This is a genomic window from Chloroflexota bacterium (assembly GCA_026710945.1).
Classification (GTDB): domain Bacteria; phylum Chloroflexota; class UBA11872; order VXOZ01; family VXOZ01; genus VXOZ01.
In genome coordinates this window covers 82,223-104,640 of sequence record JAPOQA010000021.1, presented here as the reverse complement: position 1 = coordinate 104,640, position 22,418 = coordinate 82,223, and the positions used below count along the sequence as shown (strand labels likewise).

Below are 22,418 nucleotides of genomic sequence, written 5' to 3'. Positions count from 1 at the left end.
CTATTCTCTCTCTCTCAAACGGTCGAACCTCACCTATTCCACAACCCCGCCCAGGCACTGCACCTGGTAGCTGTCACTGAGCAAGACCCAATCCCGCAAGCCATTGTTCAGCCATGCCCGCATCAGCCCGTTATGGACCCTGTCGTAGCGATTCGTACTCCGCTTGCCGTAGCGCCCGAATCGCTCGTACCACCAACGCGCCTCCAGCCTGAAAGCGGTAACCTCCTCTTGCAGGCAATCGGCGGCTGTCGCTGCCGGACGGTGCCCCCGGATCTGGTACTCCTGGGCATGAAACACCTCGTGGATAAGCGTCGCCGCAAGCACAGCACTATCCTGCCCGCGCAACGTCTCATTGATCGTGATGCGATTGTGCGCTGAGGAATACTGGCCGTAGGTGTACGACGGCAGCGGACCGAACGTAACGTCCACGCCGGTATCTATAAGGGCATAGAGCACTCGTGACCCAATCTCATCATCTCCACCTGTTCTTGCCATACGAAACGCCGACAGCAGGTCAGGGTCAATGTACTGGTTCGGCTCCCCGTTCCGCTCGCACCGCTCCCGAGGCCAATCCAGCACCCACATCCATTTGAGTATCTCGTACCCGTCGGAGCCGAGATCCACATATAGCTCAACCCAATCATTCGCCCATGTTTCCCTTTCTGGTGCCGGATTGCGTTTTCCCTTCCACCCATACATTTGCGACCAGTACAAAACTTCCCTCGTCATTATGGCCGCTTCTAAAGCCATGCACTCTTCAAAGGACTCGACCTCTCCCTCTTCTTGGTAAACCTTCAGCCACATCGTCGGCCAGATGAGCCGCAGTCCCAGCGTTCGTGGATCCTCACGGCGGTACTCTCTGTTGATCGCAACCTCTGCCGGCACCGCTCTCCAGTAGCTGGTGTCTTGGAATGTTGCACTGGCGCTCAATCCAACGAACATATCCGCAACCTTATTCCCCTCATCGGTAGTCCGCATGACGTGGTAGGCCTGTACCAGTGCAGAGTCTACGAACGGGCGCGGTGTGGGCGTTGGATGCGGTAAGGGGGTTGCCGTTGGGGGCGGGGGTATCGGCGCAGGCACGGGCGTAGGCGTAGCGGCGACACCACCAGGCGCATAGTCCGGTTCCCAGGGAAACCGTTGCCAGTTCAAGCGTTCTTGAAGACCATAGGGCCCGTTGATCCAGGTGCGGTGGCCATCGGTGAAGGCTGTCCAATTATCGGCTTTTCGCCAGACAAGCAGGCCACCAGTGGTTTGTTGTACAGCATCACCGTTGGCATTGAGATGCTCATTCTCCAAGCACTCGCCCACGATGTCGTGACCGATCAGATCCCGCAGGGTTTTGAAGCCAAGTACGAACTGACAATGGTCCGAGGCTGTGACCGTGGATGGAATCAGGGCGAGGCAAAGTGCGAGGACAAGAACGCGAAGTGTAAGCACGGTAGAAGCCCCCTTGTAGAGATGAGATGGCGTAATTGCCTAGATTGCACCTTAGCACAGCCCCACAAGGGGACAGGGGCATTACGCCTGTCTTTCTCCCAAGCCGTGAGGCGCACGGCAGAGGGACTGTGCTGTTTCAATCTAGGCAACTGCTACTCTAACAAGGGGAGAAAATCCACGTCAAGACTACATCTGCTGATGGCTGTTGGCACTGCATTTGACTCCCTGTGACTCTTCGCGCAGCCTTGGCCAAATAGCAAACAAGCCCACATCGAAAACATCCCAAAAAAAGAACATCAAACGCACCGATTTCTCCCTTGACAGAGCAATATCTTGTGTTTTAGACTCTCCTCTACACAATATATAGTATGCGGTGACTGTCATGCAGGGATAAGGTGGCTACGGCATAATGGACAGAGACACTCTGGTATGCGTATACATAACTCCCTGTAGCTCAGTTGGATAGAGCAGCAGTTTCCTAAACTGCGTGTCGGGCGTTCGAGTCGCCCCAGGGAGACCGGTTGGGCCGGACTCGCTCCGGCGCAATTGCCCCTTTCGTTCAGAACGATCTTTCGGTTTTCTTTCCGTCTGCCGTTCTCGGCGGCTTGCTCTCTCCTGCACAGTGGCAGTGCCGCTTTGCTGCAGTCCCCACGAGGAGGAAGGGATTCCATGGATTCACGTACGCGCACGCAAGGGCGTACCCGACGCTCGCTGTTAAGTCTGCTCATTGCTTTGGCGGTACTCTTGGCCGGTTGCGCCGTGCAACCGGTCGCCGCGCCAGGGGAGCAAGGAGCCGCGCCCGTCGCGGCGGAAGCAACATCCGCGGACAGCCAGGGCTTTCCGCGCACGATCACGGATGGTCTGGGGAGCAAGGTAACCATCCCCCAGCAGCCGCAACGTATAGTTTCACTCACCTTGGGCACAGACGAAATCCTGCTCTCGCTGGTTGATACGGCACGCGTACGTGGCGTGACCTATCTGGCCGGAGACTCGATGTGGACGAACGTGAGCGAGATTGCCCGGCAGGTCGAGAACACCGTGCAGTCCGATCCGGAGCAGATCATCGCCCTGGAACCGGACCTTGTCTTGGCTGCTACGTACAACAATCCCGACCATATAAAGTTGCTGAGGGACGCCGGGATTCCGGTCGTGGTGGTGTCGCTCTTCGATTCGGTTGGTCAAGTGGCGGACAACATTCGTTTCGTCGCGCACCTCACCGGTGATGAGGCGCGGGCTGAGGAACTGATCGCCGCCATGGAGGAGCGGCTGGCGGCAATTGAGGCACAGGTAGCCAAGGCGGAGACCAAGCCCCGCGTCCTGTTCTACACGGCCTTTGGCAGTTCCGCCGGCAAGGGCTCGACCTTCAGCGACATCGTGCAGCGCGCCGGCGGTATCAACCTCGGCGATGAGGTGCTGGACGGTCCCTTTGGCGAGATATCGCTGGAGAAGATCGTGGAACTCAATCCCGACGTGATCATTACCGACGAATTCGCGCCGGAAGACAATGCCAAGTGGCAGGAAAACTTCAGCAATCATCCCGCTCTGGCGAACGTGAACGCGAAAAAGAACGGCCACATTTACACCGTACCGGCGCGCCACTTGTCTACGCTGTCGCACTATATTGTGGAAGGCGTCTTCGACGTGGCGAAGCTGCTTCATCCCGATCTCGTGCAGTGAAATTGGCTTCGGCGCCGGATGGGTTGGCCTCGCGGCCCAACTAAGTAATGTCGGGGCACTCCCTCTCCTGGAGGAGAGGGTTGGGGTGAGGGGGTCTTTTTGGTACGACGGCCCTTTACGCTGGGCAGTGTCAAGACGTATCAGGGCAGACTCGGTGTGCATATGGAGAGATTTCAGGAGATCCACCCTCACCCCCGTATCACGTACGGGGCAGGCTCTAGCCCTCTCCCGTCGAGGGAGAGGGGACATCCGCGCTGTGGCGAGGGTTATGCAAAGATCTCCGTCGAGGGAGAGGGAACTATTTCGCTACCGCTTGAGTTGCGCAAAGGTCTCCTCCTCTGCGTCTCACACGGCCGGTACCTCTCGCGGCGGGCTTCTCATTAACTCCCCGCTACATCCTTCCCCCCTTTCCCCTGACAGGGGTATGTATTCTATAATCGACTTCACATATCATTCCGAATTGGATTTATTGGCCCGCTTGCACTATGCTCGAATCTGGAACACTGCAGCCAGGAGTCAGCAATGCGGACCATGACCAAGACACAAGAGCGGCTCGACGACCTCTTGCGCGACTTTGCCGATTTGCGAGAGCGCGCGGTAGGCTATCCCTGCAATCTGGACTTCGACTACAGCGCCTTGCTGCCCTTTCTCAGCTACAGCGCCAACAACGTGGGTGATCCCTTTCACGACAGCAATTTTCAAAGCAACTCGCATGAGCTGGAAAGGGAGGTCATCAGGACGTTCGCGGACCTGATGCATCTGCCACGCGACGAGGCCTGGGGCTACGTCACCTCCGGCGGCACCGAGGGCAACATGTATGGGCTTTACCTGGCCCGCGAGATGTTTCCCGATGGCGTGGTCTACTTCTCACAGGATACGCACTACAGCGTGGTCAAGATCCTCCGCGTCCTGAAGGCGCGCAATATCATGATCAAGAGCCAGGATAACGGCGAGATTGACTACGACGACCTGCGCGAGACCATCCGCATCAACCGCGACGCGCCCGTCATCGTTTTGGCGAACGTCGGCACCACGATGAAAGGCGCCGTGGACGACGTGGGCAAGGTGCGCGAGATTCTGGACGACCTGGCGATCACGGGCTACCACATTCACGCGGACGCGGCCCTCAGCGGTATGATCCTGCCGTTTGTGGACGATCCGCAGCCCTATGGGTTCGCTGCTGGGTTCGATAGCGTTTCGATCAGCGGCCACAAGATGATTGGCTCGCCGCTGCCTTGTGGAGTCGCCCTGACGCGGGCCGATTACGTGGCGCGCATCGCCCGCTCGATCGAATACGTCGGCGTGCTGGATACAACCCTGGCAGGATCGCGTAACGCCTTCACACCGCTCATGCTGTGGTACGCTCTGCAGCAGCACGGTCTGGACGGCTATCGCGAGATCGTAGCCGAGTGCCTGGCGGTGGCCGCGTATGCGGTAGGCAGATTCAATGACCGCGGCATCCCGGCGTGGCGAAACAAGAACTCGGTCACGGTTGTTTTTCCCAAGCCGCCGGCAGCCGTGGTGCGCAAGTGGCAACTCGCGCCATACGAGGACATCGCCCACCTCATTACCATGCCCCACGTGACTCGTGAAACTATCGATCTGGTCATCGCCGACTGCCTGGAACAGCAGCCACACGAAAGGACACAGGGATGAATAGGATAACTGTCTTAGCAAAGAACGAAATCGGCGTCATTGCCGACATCAGCCGGGCGCTGGCCGATGCGGGGATCAACATAGAGACCATCAGCGCCGAGGGGCTCGAAGAACGCGGCACCATTACACTTACGACCGACGCCCAAGACGCGGCCCTGCGCGAGCTCACAAATGCCGGCTTCAAAGCAGTTACTGACGAGTCTCTAGTGCTCCGGCTGCCGGACGAACCGGGCGCTCTCGCCAAGGTGGCTGAGCGGTTCAAGCAGGCAGGCGTCAATATACAGAGTCTGCACATTCTCGAGCGCAACGCCGGCTTCACCATCGTGGCGCTCGCCGCCGAAGACCGCGAGAAGGCCGCAAAACTGGTGGATGAGGCAACCCTGGTGTAGCCGACAGGACATGGGTGTTGCAGGCCTAACCTCAGGTCGCATCGTCTTTCGCAATAGACTTCCCGCTATACTCAGCCTCTGTGAGAAGCAACCTTGCGGAAGGCACAAAACGATCGTGACGCGACGGGACTAATGCAGCATGAGCCGTTAGGCGCGGCACCGTACGCCATGCCTGCTCGCGAGGCTGTACCGCATTGCGCATGAACACTTACGTCCCGCTTCGCCCCTCTCCCCCATTCACCGGCCAATGGCCGGGAACAGGATAGGCCTCGTCCTCGCCCGGCCAAGGGGGCATCGTGACAATTATGAAACGCAACGGCCTGTTCCCGGTTGTCCGGAACTGGAAGTGCGTACCAACCGGGAGCGAGAGGCTCGCGCCTGGAGCCACGTTCACAATCCGCTCCCGACTTCCTTCTCGCCGCCACACGTGGCCCGTACCCTCCAAGAAGTACCAGACCTCCTCAACCGTCCTGTGCGCGACGGCCATGGATACCTCCCCGGGGTTTAGCGTACAGTGGACCATGCTGCCGCGGCTGGTTGCCGACAATAGTCGGATTTCCGATCCATCCGGCGCCAGCGTGTCGTAGTTCGCGCCGGCTAGCTTGTAGCCAAAGTCCTCGTTCATGCTGCTCTTTACCTCAACCTGGTCCGTCAGCGCATTCTTCTCTTGAGTCCGTTGAGACACAACCTCGTCTGATTTGAAGACATTCCGATAGGGTGCTAATGCGCTCCGCCAAGGAAAATTCCTAAGATCAAGTTATCTCTCTGTGAAGCCGATAAGCACCTCAGCTTCGTACGGCAACTATGTGGTTTCCCGTCGAGGAATACGCGCAAGGCGCCAACTAACAGAGCAAGAAATGCGTCCGTTCATCCTTTAGTTTGTCTTGTACTATACTATCCATAGGGATAGTGAGTATCCTCTTCGAAGCCAGTGTGACGTCGAGTGAATCCGAGCTTGTATAGACTACGGACGGATTCAGGGTGGTGACTGACGAAACAGGCCGGCCTTTCTTCCGTTGCCTCAGTTTAGACTTGGAAGTTAGCACTCGCGACGACCGCATCTTCGCGTTAGCGGGAGTGCGCCCGGACATCGGCAAGTCTGTTGTCTTCCCCGCAGGCGGCCAAGGATTGTCCGCCGCATTGTCTCAACTGGACATTCTCAGTGGCGGCGCGGACTTTCTGCTCGGCCACAATCTAATCGCCTTTGATTTGCCCAGGCTGCAAGCTGCTAATCCTAGCCTACGGCTACTGCGGCTGCCGGCCGTGGACACACTTCGGCTCAATCCTCTCGCCTTCCCGCGCAATCCCTATCACCACTTGGTTAAGCACTACCAGGACGGGCAACTGCGGCGCGGCAAGATTAACGATCCGGAGCTGGATGCGCGGCTTACGCTGGAGGTGTTTAGCGACCAGCAGAAGGCTCTGCGCGCTGCGCCGACCGACCTGCAACTAGCCTGGCATTGGCTGACAAGCGTACAAGATGGCACCGGCTTTGATTGGGTATTCACGTTGCTCCGGCAGACGGGCAGGCCGACCGATTCTGAGGCGCACGAGGCAATCCGGAGACAATTGGCTGACAACGCCTGTGCAACTCATACGAATGAAGCCATAGCTGATGCGTCCCACCTGAGTTGGCCGTTGGCCTATGCGCTAGCGTGGCTGTCGGTTTCCGGAGGCAATTCAGTGATGCCTCCCTGGGTACGACACCAGTTTCCCGCTGCGGGACTCCTGGTGCGCCGCTTGCGCGACACTGCCTGCGCCGATCCCGCCTGTGAATGGTGCCGGGAACGGCACGACGTCCGCAAGGAGCTTACGCGCTGGTTCGGTTTTCCCGAATTCCGTCCTGAGCCGTCGGACGAGTCCGGCCGGCCCATGCAGCAGTCCATCGTCGAGGCCGCCATGGTCGGGGAGCACGTGCTTGGCATTCTACCCACCGGCGCCGGCAAGTCGGTGTGCTATCAGATACCCGCACTCTCCCGCTACGACAAAACCGGCGCGTTGACCGTAGTGATCTCGCCTTTGGTTGCGCTCATGGCCGACCAGGTGGCAGGCCTTGAGGCACGGGGCATTGGCTCTTGCGTTACCATCAACAGCCTCTTGTCCATGCCCGAGCGGTCCGATGCGCTCGACCGGGTGCGGCTGGGGGATGCCGGCATCCTCATCATCGCGCCGGAGCAACTGCGCAGCGTTTCTGTACAGCGTGTCCTCGAGCAGCGTGAGATCGGCGCTTGGGTGCTGGACGAGGCCCATTGCCTCTCCAAGTGGGGGCATGACTTCCGTCCCGACTACCGCTACGTGGGACGCTTCATCCGCAAGCGGGCAGGGGAAGAGCCGACGCCGCCGGTGCTATGCCTGACCGCGACAGCCAAGCCCGATGTCATAGGGGAAATCGTGGACTATTTCAAGGATGAGATCGGTGCCGCGCTGAAGGTCTGCGACGGCGGCGCCCAACGCACCAACTTGGAGTTCTTGGTGGCGCAGACGAGCAGCGGCGCTAAGTTCAACGACATTCACCAGATTCTCACGGCCGATCTACCCGCTGACGGGCAGGGCGGCGCCATCGTCTACTGCGCGACGCGGCAGCAGGCCGAAGACATCGCACGCCACTTGGACGCAAAGGGAATGGAGGCGGAATACTTCCACGCGGGACTGCCGCCGGAGACGAAGAAGAACGTGCAAAAGCGCTTCATTGGCGGCGAACTGCGCGTCATCGCCGCCACCAACGCCTTCGGCATGGGCATCGATAAGCCGGATGTGCGTTTGGTGATCCACGCCGACGTCCCCGGTTCTTTGGAGAACTATCTACAAGAGGCGGGCCGCGCCGGCCGGGATCAGCAGGGGGCGCGCTGCGTGCTGCTCTACACGATTGACGACGTGGAGCGCCAGTTCGGCATGTCGGCCCGTTCGCGGCTCACGCGGCGCGAAATCCACGGCGTGCTGCGGGCGCTGCGCAACCTGGACCGCAAGGGGCGCCTGAAAGGAGAGGTGGTGGCCACCGCCGGCGAAATCCTGGGCGAGGACGATGAGAAAGCCTTCAGGCGGGACTCTGCCACTGACGACACCCGGACGCGCACCGCCGTGGCCTGGCTGGAAGAGTCGGCACTACTGGAGCGAGAAGTAAACCGCGTCAATGTGTTTCCGTCTTCCCTCCGCGTTAGTTCTGTCAACGAGGCAGAAGCCAAGCTCAATAAAGTCAAGATCGCCGAAACCTACCGCAGCCAACTGCTGAAAGTCGCAGAGGCTCTGATCGACGCGGATGCCGACAAAGGCATCTCCACCGACGAACTCATGGTCGCGTCGGGTCTCAGCCCAGAGGGCGTGCGCGCTGCTATGTACGACCTGGAGCGGTTGGGCATTGCCAGCAACGACACGGTGTTGACCGCCTTCGTGCACGTTGGGGTGCAGCGACACTCGCGGCAACGCTTCGAGCAAGCGGCAAATCTGGAGCAGGCCCTAATCGGCCTCATGCAGGAAACCGACCATGTAACGGAAAAGGGCGATACGTGGCTGCTTCATCTGCGCATGGCCACGCAACGGCTCAAGGACGAGGGGCACGCCTACGCTCTACCCGAACTCGTGCGGCGGATCGTCCGCAGCCTTGCCGCCGACGGGCGGGGCGAGGGCGGCGGCGGTGGTAGCCTTGGCGTGCGGGAGCACGATAGGGAAACCATCTCCATAACGTTGCAGCGCAACTGGGAAAGTTTGAATAAGACTGCCGAACTGCGCCGCGCCGCCGCTAAGCGTCTCTTAAATCACCTGCTGGACAGTCTCCCTCCCGGCAGCCGCGGCACAGACCTACTTGCCGAAACAACACTAGGCAAGTTGCTAGCGGCCATCAAGTCCGACATGACACTAGCGAGCCAAGTCAAGAGTCCCGAGAAACTGATGGACCGCGCCCTACTGTGGCTGCACGAACAGGAGGTCATTCGGCTCAATAGGGGACTTACGGTCTTTCGCCCAGCCATGACCATCCAACTGAAACCGGAGCAACGCGGCTTCGCCTCAGCCGACTATACACCCCTCGAACTCCATTACAATGAGCAGAAGCTCCAGATACATGTGATGGCGGAATATGTACAGCGGGGACTGGAGGCGATGGCCGACGCCCTGCGCATGGTCATGGACTATTTCAGTTTGCGCCGAGAAGAATTCCTGCGCCGCTGGCTGCCCAACCGGGACATCTCCCGTCAAACTACGCCCGAGTCGTGGCAGACTATCGTCGAAAGCCTCCATAACCCTATCCAGCGCCGTATCGTGGCGGACGACCGTGAACAGACGAACGTTTTGGTGCTGGCCGGCCCCGGCTCGGGCAAGACGCGCGTGCTGGTGCACCGCATTGCTTTCCTCATCCGCGCGAAGCGTGAGAACCCCCGCGGCATCCTGGCGCTCGCCTACAACCGGCACGCCGCGGTGGAGATACGCCGCCGGCTGGGAGAACTCATCGGGGATGATGCCAAAGGCGTGCTTGTGCTTACCTTGCACGCGCTCGCCATGCAACTGGTTGGCGCGAGCTTCACGGGGCGCGCGAACCGCCTGCACGAGGGAGATTTCCAGACTATCCTGAAGCAGGCAGTGGACCTGCTCCGCGGCGAAGGACTGGAACCCGATGAAGCAGACGAGAATCGATCGCGGCTCTTGGCGGGCTTCCGCTGGATACTCGTTGACGAGTACCAAGACATTGGCCCGGACCAGTATGAACTAATCTCCGCCCTGGCAGGCAGAACGCTATCCGAGGAAGACGACAAGATAAGCCTGTTCGCGGTGGGAGACGACGATCAGAACATCTACGCGTTCAATGGCTCATCCGTCGAGTTTATTCGCCGCTTTGAAAAGGACTACGCGGCACGACCCATATACCTTACAGACAACTATCGCTCTACTGTTAACGTGATTGAGGCGTCCAACAAGGTCATTGAGGCGGCGCGCCAGCGGATGAAAACCGGTCATCCGATCCGCGTTGATCGAGCGCGGGCGAGGGAGCCATCCGGCGGCGCGTGGGCTAAGAGAGACCCGGTGACTCAAGGCCGTGTCCAGATATTGCAGGCTGGCGATACCGCCATCTCCCAGGCGCAGACGGTCGTTGCTGAGCTCAAGCGCATGTCCGGGCTTGCGCCAGACTGGGATTGGTCTTCTTGCGCGGTAATCGCCCGCGAATGGAGCTACCTTGATCCGGTGCGGAGCCTGTGTGATCTTGAAGAAATACCGGTGCAGATGGCGAACGAAGAGTTCACGGGGGTCTGGTTCTTACGGGAAACGCAAACGCTCATAAGCTGGCTGCGCGGGAGGGAATCCCGTCTAGTCTCAAGCGCTGACCTGAAAGCCTGGGTCGCTGAGCAACCCTTCGGTCCTTGGATTGAACTCTTGCTTGAAGCATTCGATGAATTCGCGTTGGAAACCAGCGGCTCCGAAACCTCAGTGGACCACTGCATCGAATGGCTGGCGGAGTGGGCACGAGACGTGCGCCGCCGCCAGCGCGGCTTGCTGTTGCTGACCGCTCACCGCGCCAAAGGCTTGGAGTTCGATCACGTCGTCGTGCTGGACGGCGGTTGGGATCGCGTTGGCCGCGAGGAGGATAACGACGCACCGCGTCGACTTTACTATGTGGCAATGACCCGCGCCCGGCAGACTCTCGCTCTGGCGCGACTGTCAGAGTCGCAACCACTCCAGGACGCCTTATCTGACATCCCTTCAGTGCAGAATCGCGAACCACTCGCCGACCTGCCGCCGGCAAGGCCGGAGCTGGCGCGCAGCTATCGCCGGCTCAGCCTGCGCGACATCTTTCTCAGCCTCGCCGGATACAGGCGAGCCGGCGCCCCCCTGCATCGCGCCATTGCTGCCCTCTCGCCCGGTGACTCGCTGGGTGTGCGATCAGGCCCAAGACGCTGGGAGCTTTTGGATCGCAAGGGGACGGTCGTCGGCCAGCTCGCGAGCAGCTTTACGCCGCCCGAAGGCATGCGCTGCGTACTTGCCACAGTTTTAGCGGTTGTTAAGTGGAGCAAAGTTTCCTCCGAGACGCAGTTTCAAGACAACCTGCGCTGCGAAGAGTGGGAAGTTGTGGTACCGGAGTTGGTATTCGAACCAGATCACGGCCCGGCGGATTAGGCCTTGACTTGGGAATAGCCACTCAGAACCCAAGCACTCGCAATATGCAGGAACCGTCTAGTCTCTAGGTCATCCTCTAAGTCCACCAGCAGCACCGAGAGGTAGGCCGCGCTGCAAATGGTGAGTCTACCTGGTTGTGGGGCAACCACGGACGCCGTAGCGAATCATCGGTCCCATGAGGTGCAGAAAACCCACTCATTTCATCGCTCCCGAGATTGGTGCAGAACCGAAACTCGAAACAGTGCAAGATGAGGCAATCTGCGACCTCATTATCTCCTGCGCCACGCCCTACTACGGCATCTTCCTGTTAGAAGTGGCGCTCGCGCATTGCAGCTCCGAGACACAGTCAGCATGCGCGACTCTCTCTATGCAACCAAGCACCGGAAAGAACTGTCCAATGGGACGAGTTTATTCGACGATAGGGGCGACGCAACCGGCACTTCCTGCTTCGATCAAATTGAAGGAAATATGCTGGCGCCTGCGGGGTCGGTGGTGCGCAGTCTTGAGGTATCCAAGAGGCTTGAGGGTCTTTGATCAACTGCCGGGCGGGCGGCGAGCAAGACTGAAGCTCTGTCCGGTGGGCCCGCCCGGCGGCTGAGAGGCCAGCCATACGGTGAGATCCGCCACTTCCTCGGGCAGCTTTACGCGCTCGCTCGGCGCGAAAGGTGGCGGCCCGTCCAAAGTGAATCTGTCGGCCGTAAGGGGCGTAAGCACAGGCCCGGGCACAATTTCGTTTACGTCTATGCCGTGTTCCCACACCTCCATGGAGAGGCACTTCGTGAACATCCACACCGCTGCCTTGGCCGTATTGTATGAGGAGCTCCCGGCACGCGCCTCGTGACCCATGCCGGAACCGATATTGATGATCTTGCCGCCGCCGCCCGCAATCATTCCCGGCAAGACAAAGCGCGTACAAGCGTACGTGCCCACCAAATTTGCGGAAATGCATTCGACCCAGAGGTCCGGCGTGCTTGCGGCAACCGGAGCGTTCTCGGTGCCGCCTCCAGCATTGTTGACCAAGATGTCGATGCCGCCTAATGCCGCCGTCGCTTCGTGCACCATGCGTTCAACTTGACTCGTGTCCCCAACATCGCACACATAGGACACGGCAACACCGCCGGCCGCGTGTATCTCCTTGGCTACAGCAGTTAGCTGGTCTTCAGAACGGGCAGTAATTGCCACCTGCGCTCCTTCATTGGCACAGGCGAGCGCAATAGAGCGGCCGATGCCGCGCCCGCCTCCTGTAATGAGCACACGGCGTCCGGCGAGCAAGTCAGACATGCAACTCTCTCCAATTGTACTAATCCTTGCCGAGAAACCCGATTCTCATGAGTCTGTGTCTCCCATCTCCTGTTTTCTTCCGTGGTCATTGAGACGCAGACACTTGAAGGGCGACGATGAAAATGAGCTTGCACAGGAATGGATAAGCTTGACTGAGCTACAGGATTTACCTACAGTAGACGGCAGCATGCACTCGCGCGGGCATGGTGTAGTGGCAACACGCGACCTTCCCAAGGTTGAGACCGTGGGTTCGAATCCCATTGCCCGCTCCAAATCTGAATTAATTCGCGCGACCCAATGTCGCTCAGGCAACGAGGCTATTCTTGTGGGTTCTCTTCCGGCTGACCTTCTTCTGCCGTGCGTCCTGCAAGGTCGCGGTCGAGTTCGAACATGCCGCTTGGCGAATCTTGAAGGAGCCTGACTTTCTTCAGAAGGTCGCGGGAAACGCGCTCTTCTTCCACTTGTTCGAGGAGGAACCACTCGAGTTCTACGAGCGTCGTGTGGTCGCTCTCTTTTTCGGCCAGGTCTGAGAGACCGTGAAACATGCGCGTAACCTTCTGTTCTTGCGCCAAAACCTGCTCAAACACCGCCAAAGGGGACTCGAATGAGCCGGGCGCTTCAATGTCCTGAATCTCTACAGCGCCACCCCGATCCACGACAATACCTATGATGCGCAGCGCATGCTGACGCTCCTCATCGCTCTGCAAACGCAGCCAGTGTCCAAAGCCGCGAAAGGCTAACGAATCAAAGTATGCTCCCATTGCCAAATAAAGATTCGAGGCGTAGAGTTCGGCTGTAATCTGCTTGTTGTACGCTGCTTCGATCTTCTCCGAAATCATCGTCAGATCCCCTTCTAATCTGCGGGAATGCCCCCAAATTGGTAACCGTTCCATCTCATTATACTTGAGAACTAACCGACAACATCATCCCAATGGAAATACACGTGACCGTGCGAGCTGAAGGCAATTCTAGCGGACTCCTGTCTCCTGCCGCACTTGGGAGAATCCACCGCAATTGGAGAAAACTACCGAGTCCGGCAAGTTCTGTAGCAAAGAGAATCCAGATCTCGGTATCTCAGTCGCGGCAACTTTTAGAACCTTGAATTCCAGAAACTTAGCTAAGTATATATAGCTTACGAATTGACCAATCTCCGTGCTCCCCGCTTCGCCCTGCTGCCACGTGTCGGGAACGGAGGGGCTGGCACTCTACAAACAGGGCCAAGAATGGTACGGTAGTAGTAGACAGAGATGTAATGAATCGTCCGGACTGTTGCCGCTTGCGCAGGCGACACCGGCAAGAAAGCAAAGACGCAAGGCAGGCCACAAGGAGGCAGAGGCATGTCAGTCTATGATCGCGGCGGCCCGCAGGGCGGGCCGCCGGATGATGAAGACAATGAAGATTTCGGAGAAATGCTCCGTCAAACCCGAGAACGGGCCCGACGGTTACAGCGTTTCATTTTTCTCGGCGTTATCGTCGCGGTGGTGCTCTGGGTAGGGTCGGGCGTGTACATCGTGGACCCCGCCGAACAGGGCGTCGTGCTCCAATTCGGCCGGCACGTGAATACTTCTTCGCCTGGCGTGAACTATCACCTGCCCTGGCCGATTCAGAACGTGGTGATCGTCGATATTGCGAACGTGCGCCGTGCCGAAATCGGCTTCCGCAACGTCGAAGGTCAAGAGGCGCGGCGCATCCTCGAGGAAGCGCTCATGCTTACGGCTGACGAGAACATCGTCGAGGTCGGACTGCTCGTACAGTACCGCGTGAAAGACGCTGCGGCGTTCGTATTCAACGTGAACAATCCGGAGGCCGTACTGCACACCACTACGGAAGTAGCCCTGCGTAGCGCCGTAGGCAAGATGCCGATTGACGGCGTGATTACCGAACGCCGCGCCGAAGTTCAAGAGAATACGCGCGCATATCTCCAGGAACTCATCGACGAATACGATGCGGGCATCCTGATCACCGACGTACGCCTGCAAGTGGCAGACGCGCCCGATCAAGTGCGGGATGCCTTCCACGAGGTAGTGCGTGCGCGTGAGGACCGTGAGCGCAAGGTAAATGAAGCCCAGGCCTACCGCGAGGATGTGGTGCCGCGGGCACGGGGTGAAGCGGAACGCATTCTGCAGCAAGCCCTGGCTTACCAGGAAGAACGTGTGCGCAGCGCACGCGGTGAGAGCGAGCGCTTCCTCTCGATTCTCGCAGAATACCGCCTTGCTCCCGAAGTAACTCGTGAGCGCATGTACATCGAGGCGGTCGAGCAAGCTATGGCCAACGTGGAGAAAGTGCTGATTTCGCAGTCCGATAGCGGTGTCCTGCCTTTCCTCCCGCTCCGGGGTTTACAATCTGGAACACAACCATCAAGTATTAGCCAATAAGGGAGGTGCCGCATGGGACGCACGCTAACTGTAATAGTTGCCCTCGGGGCACTGGCCTTGTTCGTATTCTCGCAGGTGACGTTTGTCGTCACCGAGACCAATCAAGCCATCATCCTGCAACTTGGCGAATATCAGTACACAGCCAGGGACCCGGGGCTGTACTTCAAGCTGCCCTTTGTCCAGGATGCTGTGTACTTCGATCGACGCTTGCTCTCCAGTGACGCTGAACCACAGGAGTATTTGACTCTTGACAAGAAGCGTGTGCGTGTGGACCACGTTACACGCTGGCGCATCGTTGATCCGCTCACGTTTTTTATTAGCGTACAGAATGAGAACGGTGCCCGGGCACGCTTGGACGACGTGGTGTTCTCAGAGCTGCGACGCACGCTGGCGACATTTAACTTCGACGTGATGATCGCCGGCGAGCGCGAGAATATCATGGAGGCCGTCACGATTGCCAGCCGTGAGCGCGCCCTTGACTTTGGCATCCAGGTGATTGACGTGCGCTTCAAGCGCGCCGACCTGCCCGAGGAAGTCGAGGATAGTGTCTTCGAGCGTATGAAGGCCGAGCGCACGCGGGAAGCCAACCGCTACCGCGCCGAGGGTGAGGAGCAAGGCGCTGAAATCATGGCTTCGGCAGACCGCGAGCGCATCATAATCGTCGCGGAAGCCGAAGAAGAAGCGGCGCAATTACGGGGTGAAGGCGACGCTGAAGCTATCGCCATCTACGCCAATGCCCTCAACCAAGACCCTGAATTCTTCGCCTTCCGACGCCGACTTGAAGCCTACGTCAAGGTGTTGCAGGAAGGCGACATCCTTGTGATTTCGCCGGACAGCGAATTCTTCAAGTATCTCGTCGATCCTTCACCGCAGCGAGACGTGGGAACGGCGCCGCCGGTGCTGAGCCCAGCGCTTGAAGAAGACGAGTAACGGGCACGAGAGTTACTACAGAGTTGACGACGAGAGGGCTGCCGATCATGGGACCGGCAGCCCTCTTCTTATGCCAACGTACCTAGGTGTCGCCACAGGAGACAACCGTCATTCCGGCGCAAGCCGGAATCCAGCCTTTGTTGAGGGATACGCGACGCAACGTACCACCTAACGAATTGGAATAGCCGGCAAATCAAGCGGTGCTCGTGGAACATCCGGTCAGACCCGCCTGACGGCTCTCAACATTCCCACGCGGAGTGCTATACTAGAGACAGCACATAGCATGCCCCGTTAGCTCAGTGGATAGAGCACTGGCTTGCGGAGCCAGGGGTCGAGCGTTCGAGTCGCTCACGGGGTACCAAGTCGAGCCACGCAGTACTGCATAGTGCGGATAAGCACAATGGTGTGCAAAGACCCTTCGATCTACGCATCTGCTCTGGCTTTTCCTCTATTCTCTTGGCAAATTGCGCCTCGATGGATTCCTTTACTTCGATCAGGGCGCTTCAACCTTGCCTTCCTAGTCTGTGGCCTGCTCACGCTTCTCCTACCAAGCTGTGGTTTCACTGAGGCCGAAAGACAGTATAACTCCGGTGTCGAATCACTCCTCGCGGGTAAGTTCAACGATTCGGCTTCAGCATTCAGTGAGGCCATACGGCTTGACCCTCAAGACCCTACAACCTCTTACGCCCGCGGCGTTTCGTACGCGGCTTCGGGTCAACACGCAAAGGCTCTAGCGGACTACACGAGGGCCATTTATTCAAACCCGCATTATTCAAATGCTTACTTCTTGAGGGGCGTCTCATACAGCGCCCTGGAGGAGTTCGGCAAAGCCAAGAACGACTTCACGTCGGCCATCGAGAATGATGAAACACATGCCGCCGCCTACCTCGGCCGCGGAATTTCCCGTGCGGCATCTCAAGATCATCAAGGAGCGATCGCTGACTCAACCAAGTCAATCCAACTCAACCCTCAAAATTCTGCAGCGTATGTTCACCGAGGAGCCTCATACTCTGCAATTGGCGAATACGAAAAAGCCATTGCAGACTTGGACCAAGCAATCGCACTTACGCCAGGAAACTCAGAGGCGTACCTTTGGCGTGGATACATCCACTTTATGCTTCATGAGCTTGACCTGGCTCTCGATAGCTTCAACAAAGCAATTGAACTAAATCCAGATGATCCCAGTCCCTTCACCTTGAGGGGCATTACTTTCGCGGAATTGGGAAGCCAACAGAGTGCGATTGCCGACTTTGATCAGGCACTCTCGAAGAACCCACAGGACGCTGTTGTCCGATACAACCGAGCGCTTTCCTACCTCGCCGTTGGTAATCACCGCAATGCTGTCCCCGACTTAACTCAATTCATCAAATCTAACCCCAGCCATGCGGCCGGCTATTTTAATCGAGGCTATGCTTACGGCGCGCTAGGAGAACACCAAGCCGCGATTGCGGACTTTGAGAAGGCGTCTAAGCTCGATCCTGAGAATTTCACCGCCTACTTCAATCGAGCAGTCTCACACTCTGCCCTAGGAGAGTTTGATTCGGCCATTCGCGCTTACACTACTCTCCTCTCACATCGCCCCAATGACGAAGCAGCTTACCTTGAACGTGGGCTTGCCTACGCAAGCCAAAGAGATTACGAATCAGCGATCGCCGATTTCAATAGTGTTCTAGCTCACGATCCCAGCAATGCCGCAGCCTTTGCCTATCGTGGGTATTCCTATGCAGCGCTCAACGACCACACTCGGGCAATCGAGGACTATGATTTGGCACTCCTGGCCAACCCTCTGTATAGCGCCGTTTACTTCAATCGAAGTGTTTCTTACTCCAGTCTAGGCCAGCATCAGAAAGCCATCTCGGACCTTGAGAATGCTATTCTGCTGGAGCCGGAGAATGCCGCAGCTTACTTCAACAGAGGTCTCCATTTCAGCAACTTGGGAGACTTTGCAGCGGCTCGATCCGACTTAACTGCGGCGTTGAAGTTGGAGCCGAATGATGCCGGCGCGTATGCCTATCGAGGTGTCACCAACGCTGAGTTAGGCGATCACAGAAGAGCTGTCGCGGACTACAGCCAGTCTTTGAACTTTAATCCCGAGGACGCCATAACCTACTTTAACCTTGCTATCTCGCAAGCTGCTCTTGGCCAGCATTTGGACGCGATAAGAAACAACACCCATGCCATTACTCTCGATCCTGACAACTCATCTGCCTACCTCAGTCGCGGGCACTCTTACTCGGTGCTTGGAAGGCATGCTGAGGCTGTAAATGACTATAGCAAGGTCATCGAGCGTGAGCAGGCTAACTCAGATGCCCACTTTGGTCGCGGTTACTCCTATGCGAGACTTGGGTTGCATTCCAGGGCCATTGCGGACTATAGCAAGGCCATAGCGTTTAATTCAGGGGACGCTTCTTCATACTTCAACCGAGCACTCGCCTATACGGAAATCGGCGAGCATGCGCAAGCCATAGAGGACTACAGCAGAGTGATCGAATTAGATGGCAATCACGCCGCCGCTTTCTTCAATCGGGGCGGCTCCTATGCACTGCTTGGTAGAAACTCAAGAGCTGTAAGTGACTATGGGAGTGTAATTGCGCTTGAACCCTTTAACGCAGTAGCCTACTTTCGCCGCGCCCGCGCTTACGCGGAGATGGGGCTGCATCGTAGAGCCATCGCAGACTATAACCGGGCCATTGAACTTAGCCCCGGCTACATTGAGGCCATATATTATCGCGGGCGCTCACATTTTTCTGTCCGCAATTTCCTACAAGCCGCTAAGGACTTCGTAGTTGGCTTCATCAAGGACAAGATCCCGTGGATTCAGGAGTACGTTGAGCCCCAGCAGCAACCTATACAATTGCTTCGCTCCACCCCAAGACCTACTGCCTATCGTCATCACGGGATTGCACACATTCAGATGCAAGATTCTCAATCCGTCCGGCCGGACTATAGCTCTACCCTAGTTCCTGACTTGGCGAGGACTCTTACGGAATACTCATTTGGGATTGGACCTGCAGGTTACCAAGGTCCTCAGCCGACAACTCAAGATCGTACCAATCTCGGAAAATCCAACCTCATAGAGTCCCAATTTGGCTATGACCAATGGATTGCTTACAAGGAACTTCACGGCTTCCGAGGATTTGTAGCAGGCTATGGGTTCTATTCGATAATAGTCTTACTAGTCACTATATTCTTAGGACGCACTTTCATAAAGAGAAGGAGCAAAAAGACGTCCTCTGGCTACTACGGTCGAACGATTATTAGAGAGGAAAAGCAACGGCAAAGAGTCCCGAGCAGGCTGATCTCCGTGGAGAAACCGATAGAGCAAGATCCGCAACCAAACGAACCGAGCAGGCCGAACACAACGGAGAAAACAAAGAAGCAGGAGCCGCAGCCTAAAGAGTCGAGCAGATCGAACACCTATGAGAAAGCGATAAAAGAAGATCTGCAACCGGAAGGACCTAGCAAGCCAAACACCATTGAGAGTGAAGAGAAGCAGCAGCCTAAAGCATCTGGTAGGCCGAACACCTCTGAGAAAACAAGGAAACTAGAGGTGCAACCAACCGCGGCAGGAGCAATGGTCTACCGGCCAAACAGGGACGACTTAGACTTTGCACTAGGCATATTTCGAGATGCAATGAGACCCTTCATCGTCCGGCATCTACAGAAACTAAAGGGGAAAACTGTAAGAGAATGCATTGATGAAGCGCCACTTCATGAGAGGCAGAAGGAAACATTCAAGCGGTTGACCGACGAGGGAAGGGATGTAAGGCTAGCAGCGGAAGATGCGATTGACATTTCGAACTTTCGTTATTTTATTGGTCGATATTGGGAGAACGCTTTCCGCGATGTCTCTAGGGGGGATCTTCGGACCTGGAATGACCACTTGTGGAGAATTGCTAACGCTCGCCATGAAGTGTCACACCCTGGACGGGAAGACATAAAGATTGATTACACCTTAACCTGTCTGGATTCTATCGTCATTGTGCTTGAAAGTATTAACAATTCTCAGGCAGTTGAAACAGTGGAGAATATCAGGACTACGTTGAAAAAGAAGAAGATGAATACAGACGCCTAATGGATCTAGGCAGGTAGTCCAATTTGGTGTCCCTTTTCATGGTGGTGGACAGGCAAGATCGAAAACCTAGCGGCAATTCAATACTAGGAAAGTCTCTCTTGCGCAGCCGAGCGGCGAGACAAAAGACTTGCCGGTGATTGCCTTACATCATGCCGTGGCCGAAGGGGTCGTCGCCGATCCAGCGTTCGTCGGCGGGTTCGCTGGCGAGTTGGTAGCGGGTGTCGGTGGAGAGGCGAATGCGGTTCTCCGGGCTTTCGTTATCAATTGCGCAGTGCAGCGTAAACATGCCGAAGACGAGTAAATCCCCCGGCTCGAATTCCGTAGTAAGCCAGCGCCCCCCGTACCGCTGTTGCGGCTGATTGGGGTTCTTGGTCAGCCAGCCGCCACCATAGGGATTCTTATCCTTATCCTTGTCCACGTCAATCTTGCCGTAAGTATTCTGTAACTCATGCCATTTGTGGGAGCCCTGCAGAATCGCCAGAGGACCGTCAGCCAGCGGCACCGCACCCTGCGGAATCCACGCGGTCATGAGTTTCGGCGTCCCGCGTCCCATGTACACCCAGTCGAAGTGGCAGCCGGTAGCCGCCCCGCGCCGCACGTTCCTTACCCAAATGTAATCAAGATGCAGCACCTCATCACCAAAGAACTGCTCGAAGAACTCCATGACCCGACCGGAGAAGCAGACCTCACTGAGCGCCGGGCCAGTACGCAAGTTTCGTGCGAACTCCTGACGATCCGTCGCGCTGATGCCGCTGGTATCACCTGAGAAGATGGATTCCATGATGGGCTCGGAACGATCAATTAAGCCAATCTCATCGAGCTTGCCGATCAGCTCTCGGCGCGCCGCCAGCACCTTCTCCTTGTCCAAATAACCGCGCAGGAGCAGATAGCCGTCCTCAGCGAACCGCTCGTGGAGGGCGGCAATGTCGCCTAACAGACTCTTAGAGTCTCGTAACTCCCCAAACGTCTCATTCGAGAGGTCGAAGGCATTACCATTGGACGTTAAGGTATCCGGTAGGACCGTCGTCTTCATCGCCACCTTGCCAACCCTCCCGCTGTGCGTCGCTGCCACTAAACTGCGGAGCCGCTCCTGGCCGAAAGCGTGAATTGGCGTATGCCGCAGCTAGATCAATACTACATTTTGCGCACAGCCACCGCAATCCGGCGGCACGCACCGACTAAACGATCACTTCATCAAGTCATCTGACGGGGTGAAAAGCAGAACAACACAGCAGAGGCGCCACTTTGGCCCAAGAGCCGCAGGGCCTTGCCGGCTGACATGCGTCGTCAGCCAAGCCCAGCCGGAAACTAGCTTCGACACCGATGCAAGGCTTGAGTAAGACTCACGAGCGAACCCGGGAATCGTCGCTGCTCCTGCTGCGGCCACTACGTGGATTCAAGTACACCAATGCCCTAACCAATACCGCTAGCACCCGGGTTACTGCAGGCCGGCAATCCAAAAGCCAGGGTCTACATCATGCCGTGGCCGAACGGATCGTCCCCGATCCAGCGTTCGTCCGCCGGTTCGCTGGCAAGCTGGTAGCGCGTATCAGTGGAGAGGCGTATGCGGTTTTCGGGGCTTTCGTTGTCCAGTGAGCAGTGTAACGTGAACATACCGAACATGAGCAGGTCGCCCGGCTCGAATTCTGTAGTAAGCCAGCGCCCGCCATAGCGTTGCTGCGGCTGACTTGGGTCTTTCGTCAGCGAGCCGCCGCCGTACGGATTCTTATCCTTATCCTTGTCTACGTCTATCGCGCCGTAGGTCTGCTGTAATTCCTGCCACTTGTGGGACCCGTGCAGAATCGCCAGAGGTCCGTCACACAAGGGTACTGCTCCCTGGGGAATCCAAGCCGTCATGACGTTGCGCGTACCGCGACCCATATACACCCAGTCGAAGTGACAGGGCGTAGCAGCTCCGCGTCGTCTGTTCCGCACCCAAATGTAATTGAGGTGGAGCACTTCGTCACCGAAGAATGCCTCGAAGAAGCTCATGATCCTGCCGGAGAAGCAAATCTCCTTCAGCGCGGGGCCGGAGCGGAGCTCGCGGGCAAATGCCTTGCGGTCCGAGGCGCTAATGCCGCTGGTATCGCCCGAAAAGACGGCGTCCATAGAGGGCTTACTGCGATCGATCAGGCCGATTTCGTCGAGCTTTGCGATCAGCTCACGGCGCGCCGCCAGCACCTTTTCCTTGTCGAGATAGTTTCGGAAGAGCAAGTAGCCGTCCTCGACAAGCCGCTCATGGATGGCGTTCATATCCCCGAGCAAGCTGTTGGCATCCCGCAATTCGCCAAAGGTCTCGTTGGAGAGGTCGAAGGCGTTGCCATTCGACGTCAATGAATCCGGTAGTACCGTCGTTCTCATTGCCACCTGTCAAAGCCTCCCATTCTAATTCTACGCGACTGCCTACGTCCGGCCACTACAATTGTGCATCTGCATTACGCGTGCCTGCTGCCCCCAAACCCATGCTACGTTCTGCGTGGGCACTCCGCAATC

At 57.5% G+C, this 22,418-nt stretch carries 13 protein-coding genes and 3 tRNA genes; 10 read left to right on the top strand and 6 right to left on the bottom strand.

Annotated features, from left to right (window positions below; genetic code table 11):
* Positions 1-33: 33 nt before the first annotated feature.
* Positions 34-1,440: a hypothetical protein gene (locus OXE05_04305; protein MCY4436536.1), complete on the bottom strand. Its 1,407-nt coding sequence runs from the start codon at positions 1,438-1,440 to the stop codon at positions 34-36.
* Positions 1,441-1,883: 443 nt separating this feature from the next.
* Here OXE05_04305 and OXE05_04300 point away from each other — a divergent pair.
* From OXE05_04300 to OXE05_04285, 4 genes are all read left to right on the top strand, one after another.
* Positions 1,884-1,957, top strand: a tRNA-Arg gene (locus OXE05_04300).
* 152 nt (positions 1,958-2,109) lie between these two features.
* Positions 2,110-3,117: an ABC transporter substrate-binding protein gene (locus OXE05_04295; GenBank protein MCY4436535.1), complete on the top strand. Its 1,008-nt coding sequence runs from the start codon at positions 2,110-2,112 to the stop codon at positions 3,115-3,117.
* A gap of 522 nt (positions 3,118-3,639) precedes the next feature.
* Entirely contained in the window at positions 3,640-4,773 is a 1,134-nt protein-coding gene (locus OXE05_04290; protein MCY4436534.1) for a histidine decarboxylase, read from the top strand.
* A complete protein-coding gene (locus OXE05_04285) occupies positions 4,770-5,162 on the top strand; it encodes an ACT domain-containing protein (protein MCY4436533.1) in 393 nt (130 codons plus the stop codon). Before OXE05_04290 ends, OXE05_04285 begins: the two co-directional genes overlap by 4 nt.
* 208 nt (positions 5,163-5,370) lie before the next feature.
* Here the strand turns inward: OXE05_04285 and OXE05_04280 are convergent, their stop codons facing one another.
* A complete protein-coding gene (locus OXE05_04280) occupies positions 5,371-5,847 on the bottom strand; it encodes a cupin domain-containing protein (GenBank protein MCY4436532.1) in 477 nt (158 codons plus the stop codon).
* Positions 5,848-6,848: 1,001 nt separating this feature from the next.
* On the opposite strand from OXE05_04280, the gene OXE05_04275 reads away from it, so the two are divergent.
* Positions 6,849-11,264 (top strand): RecQ family ATP-dependent DNA helicase, encoded by a 4,416-nt coding sequence (locus OXE05_04275; GenBank protein MCY4436531.1) that lies wholly within the window; start codon positions 6,849-6,851, stop codon positions 11,262-11,264.
* Positions 11,265-11,798: 534 nt separating this feature from the next.
* On the opposite strand, the gene OXE05_04270 is transcribed toward OXE05_04275, so the two are convergent.
* Positions 11,799-12,545, bottom strand: coding sequence for an SDR family NAD(P)-dependent oxidoreductase (locus OXE05_04270; GenBank protein ID MCY4436530.1), 747 nt, complete (start codon positions 12,543-12,545; stop codon positions 11,799-11,801).
* A gap of 197 nt (positions 12,546-12,742) precedes the next feature.
* Between OXE05_04270 and OXE05_04265 the strand changes: the two genes are divergently transcribed.
* Positions 12,743-12,817 (top strand) — tRNA-Gly (locus OXE05_04265).
* 45 nt (positions 12,818-12,862) lie between these two features.
* On the opposite strand, the gene OXE05_04260 is transcribed toward OXE05_04265, so the two are convergent.
* Positions 12,863-13,384: a ferritin gene (locus OXE05_04260; GenBank protein MCY4436529.1), complete on the bottom strand. Its 522-nt coding sequence runs from the start codon at positions 13,382-13,384 to the stop codon at positions 12,863-12,865.
* A gap of 498 nt (positions 13,385-13,882) precedes the next feature.
* Here OXE05_04260 and hflK point away from each other — a divergent pair, with 498 nt between their 5' ends.
* The 4 genes from hflK (at position 13,883) to OXE05_04240 (ending at position 19,925) form a co-directional block, all read left to right on the top strand.
* Positions 13,883-14,920, top strand: a complete 1,038-nt coding sequence (hflK, locus tag OXE05_04255; protein MCY4436528.1) for an FtsH protease activity modulator HflK — start codon at positions 13,883-13,885, stop codon at positions 14,918-14,920.
* A 12-nt stretch (positions 14,921-14,932) separates the two neighbouring features.
* On the top strand, positions 14,933-15,850 hold the full coding sequence (gene hflC, locus OXE05_04250; protein ID MCY4436527.1) for a protease modulator HflC: 918 nt from the start codon (positions 14,933-14,935) through the stop codon (positions 15,848-15,850).
* Positions 15,851-16,135: 285 nt separating this feature from the next.
* A tRNA-Arg gene (locus OXE05_04245) sits at positions 16,136-16,211 on the top strand.
* Positions 16,212-16,250: 39 nt separating this feature from the next.
* Positions 16,251-19,925 (top strand): tetratricopeptide repeat protein, encoded by a 3,675-nt coding sequence (locus OXE05_04240; GenBank protein MCY4436526.1) that lies wholly within the window; start codon positions 16,251-16,253, stop codon positions 19,923-19,925.
* A 142-nt stretch (positions 19,926-20,067) separates the two neighbouring features.
* On the opposite strand, the gene OXE05_04235 is transcribed toward OXE05_04240, so the two are convergent.
* Positions 20,068-20,958, bottom strand: a complete 891-nt coding sequence (locus OXE05_04235; protein ID MCY4436525.1) for a phytanoyl-CoA dioxygenase family protein — start codon at positions 20,956-20,958, stop codon at positions 20,068-20,070.
* A gap of 437 nt (positions 20,959-21,395) precedes the next feature.
* Positions 21,396-22,286 (bottom strand): phytanoyl-CoA dioxygenase family protein, encoded by an 891-nt coding sequence (locus OXE05_04230; GenBank protein MCY4436524.1) that lies wholly within the window; start codon positions 22,284-22,286, stop codon positions 21,396-21,398.
* Positions 22,287-22,418 lie beyond the last annotated feature (132 nt).

Bases quoted from the DNA above. Each gene is read 5' to 3' on its own strand.
- OXE05_04295 (MCY4436535.1), top strand. From the start codon at position 2,110: ATGGATTCACGTACGCGCACGCAAGGGCGTACCCGACGCTCGCTGTTA.
- hflC (MCY4436527.1), top strand. From the start codon at position 14,933: ATGGGACGCACGCTAACTGTAATAGTTGCCCTCGGGGCACTGGCCTTG.
- OXE05_04240 (MCY4436526.1), top strand. From the start codon at position 16,251: ATGGTGTGCAAAGACCCTTCGATCTACGCATCTGCTCTGGCTTTTCCT.
- OXE05_04290 (MCY4436534.1), top strand. From the start codon at position 3,640: ATGCGGACCATGACCAAGACACAAGAGCGGCTCGACGACCTCTTGCGC.
- hflK (MCY4436528.1), top strand. From the start codon at position 13,883: ATGTCAGTCTATGATCGCGGCGGCCCGCAGGGCGGGCCGCCGGATGAT.
- OXE05_04235 (MCY4436525.1), bottom strand. From the start codon at position 20,958: ATGAAGACGACGGTCCTACCGGATACCTTAACGTCCAATGGTAATGCC.
- OXE05_04260 (MCY4436529.1), bottom strand. From the start codon at position 13,384: ATGATTTCGGAGAAGATCGAAGCAGCGTACAACAAGCAGATTACAGCC.
- OXE05_04230 (MCY4436524.1), bottom strand. From the start codon at position 22,286: ATGAGAACGACGGTACTACCGGATTCATTGACGTCGAATGGCAACGCC.
- OXE05_04270 (MCY4436530.1), bottom strand. From the start codon at position 12,545: ATGTCTGACTTGCTCGCCGGACGCCGTGTGCTCATTACAGGAGGCGGG.
- OXE05_04285 (MCY4436533.1), top strand. From the start codon at position 4,770: ATGAATAGGATAACTGTCTTAGCAAAGAACGAAATCGGCGTCATTGCC.
- OXE05_04275 (MCY4436531.1), top strand. From the start codon at position 6,849: ATGCCTCCCTGGGTACGACACCAGTTTCCCGCTGCGGGACTCCTGGTG.